1 protein-coding gene is annotated in these 2,295 nt (G+C 66.6%); it reads left to right on the top strand.

Annotated elements, in window-relative coordinates; translation table 11 throughout:
• Nucleotides 1-604: 604 nt before the first annotated feature.
• Nucleotides 605-2,038, top strand: a complete 1,434-nt coding sequence (gene ltrA, locus ABT085_RS45775) for a group II intron reverse transcriptase/maturase (protein ID WP_351623037.1) — start codon at nt 605-607, stop codon at nt 2,036-2,038.
• The last annotated feature ends 257 nt before the right edge of the window (nt 2,039-2,295 follow it).

Genomic DNA, 2,295 nt, shown 5'->3' with positions numbered 1-2,295 from the left:
TCATGTGCGCCACGAGGCGCTTGAAGTCGAGCGGGGGTGAGAGACCTTCGACTCCTGGCCGTCGCAGCGGCTGGGTGAAGCTGAGGGCAGCCTGATCCGGGAGACGCCGGGGAGGGTGGGAGCAGCCCTGACAACGCCGGGACGTGCCAGCACTGCCAGATGGTGCGGGTCCGGTCAGCGAGACGGGAAGGTGTACGAGAGGAACCGGTGTCTGACGCCCCTTAACGGCCCACCAGCTCAAATCTGGCGGATATGGGCTGGTCGCGGTGCATGCCCGCTCCTCGTGCGAGAGCGGGTAACTCCTGGTCGTCATGTGATCAGCGGCCAGGAGGCCACGGTGAATGTCTGCGGCGTAGCCGTGGCGATGCCGCAGGGGTAGAGCTGGGCGCCTCACCCGTCGATCGACTTTCAGGTGAACGTGGGAACCGTCCGGTGTCGTCCTCGCCTCGCGCAGCCAGCGCGGTGGAAGGACAGGCACGTCGTCTGCTGACGGCGCCGGTCGGGGCGGAGGCTCCGTAGTAGTCCGAGGCCGGGAAAGCCGGCCGCATGGCCAAGGGGGCCAGCAAGTCAGTAGTGGAAGTGCTGGAAGACCAGGAGGACGCTGGTGAATACGAGTGATCTGCCGTCCGGCTCGTTCCGGGCCGAGCGGCGGGTACTGGAGATCCAGACCAAGCTGCACCGTTGGGCGAACGACGATCCTCATCGTCGGTTCGACGATCTGTACAACCTCGTCTGCGATCCCGCTTTCCTGGCCATGGCCTGGGAGCGGGTTGCGGGGAACAAGGGCGCACGCTCGGCCGGAGTGGACGGCATGACCGTCACCTTCGTCCGGGAGCGGATCGGCGAGGCTCGGTTTCTCGCTGAACTGCGGGAGCAGTTGAAGTCCCGCAGTTTCCGTCCGGTGCCGGTCAGGGAACGGATGATCCCCAAGCCGGGGTCGCCGCGCAAGCGGCGGCGCCTTGGGATTCCTTCTGTGACGGACCGGGTGGTCCAGGCGTCCTTGAAGCTGGTGCTGGAGCCGATCTTCGAGGCGGACTTTGCGCCGTGCTCGTATGGTTTCCGCCCCAACCGGCGGGCGCACGACGCGATGGCCGAGACACGTTTTCTGGCATCCAAGACCTACGAGTGGGTGCTGGAGGGCGACATCACGGCCTGCTTCGACGAGATCTCGCACTCGGCCCTGATGGACCGGGTGCGGGCTCGGATCGGGGACAAGCACGTGCTCGCGCTGGTGAAGGCGTTCTTGAAGGCGGGCATCCTCACCGAGGTTGGCACCTCCAAGGAGACCGTCACCGGCACCCCGCAGGGCGGGATTCTTTCGCCATTGCTGAGCAATGTGGCCCTCTCGGTCCTGGACGAGCACTTCGTCAAGGCACCTGGTGGGCCGCAGTCCACGACGAAGCAGCGGTGGACACGACGCCAGAAAGGTCTGCCCAACTACCGGCTGATCCGGTACGCGGACGACTTCGTCATTCTGGTGTCGGGCACCCGAGCGCACGCCGAGGCACTGCTTCCAGAAGTGGCGGAGGTCCTCTCCACCGTCGGCCTGCGGCTGTCGGAGGAGAAGACACTGATCACGCACATCGACGAGGGCCTCGACTTCCTCGGCTGGCGCATCCAGCGTCACCAGAAGCGGGGAACCGACCGGCAGTACGTCTACAACTACCCGGCCAAGAAGGCACTTCGGTCCGTCAAGGCCAAGACGAAGGCGCTCTGCCGGATGAACGTCAGCCTGCCGCTGGCAGTCCTGCTGCATCGGCTCAACCAGGTGCTGCGGGGCTGGGCCGCCTACTTCCGTCCCGGGGTGTCTGCTCGGGCCTTCCAATACCTGCGCATGATCGTCTGGCGTCAGGTCTTCGGATGGCTCCGCCGCAAACACCTCGGCACTGGGTGGAAGGAGCTCCGTCGCCGCTACTGCGACGGCGGATGGTGGCCGCACGACGGCGACGTCGTCCTGTTCAACCCGGGCTCGGTAGTCACCACGCGATACCGGCCTCGGGGGACGACCATTCCGTCGCCCTGGCCCAGCACGATCTGAGGAAAGCACCTGGTCAACGGGGCTTGTGGAGAGCCGGATGCGGGGCCAACTCGCACGTCCGGTTCGGGAGGGCGGCGTGGAGAAACGGGCTGGGAGGAATCCCAGTACCGCGCTCCGCGCCGACCCCACCACGACGTCGCGGTGGTCGACTCCGGCGCCCGGCTGCTCGGCAGACTCAGGATCAGCGACGACGCGGCCGGCTTCCAGGACCTGCTGGATCTGCTCGCCGAGCATGGCGACAGCCCGGACGATCCCAT

Source organism: Streptomyces sp. NPDC002265, assembly GCF_040296125.1.
Classification (GTDB): Bacteria; Actinomycetota; Actinomycetes; order Streptomycetales; family Streptomycetaceae; genus Streptomyces.
This window is presented reverse-complemented; position numbering and strand designations above follow the sequence as displayed.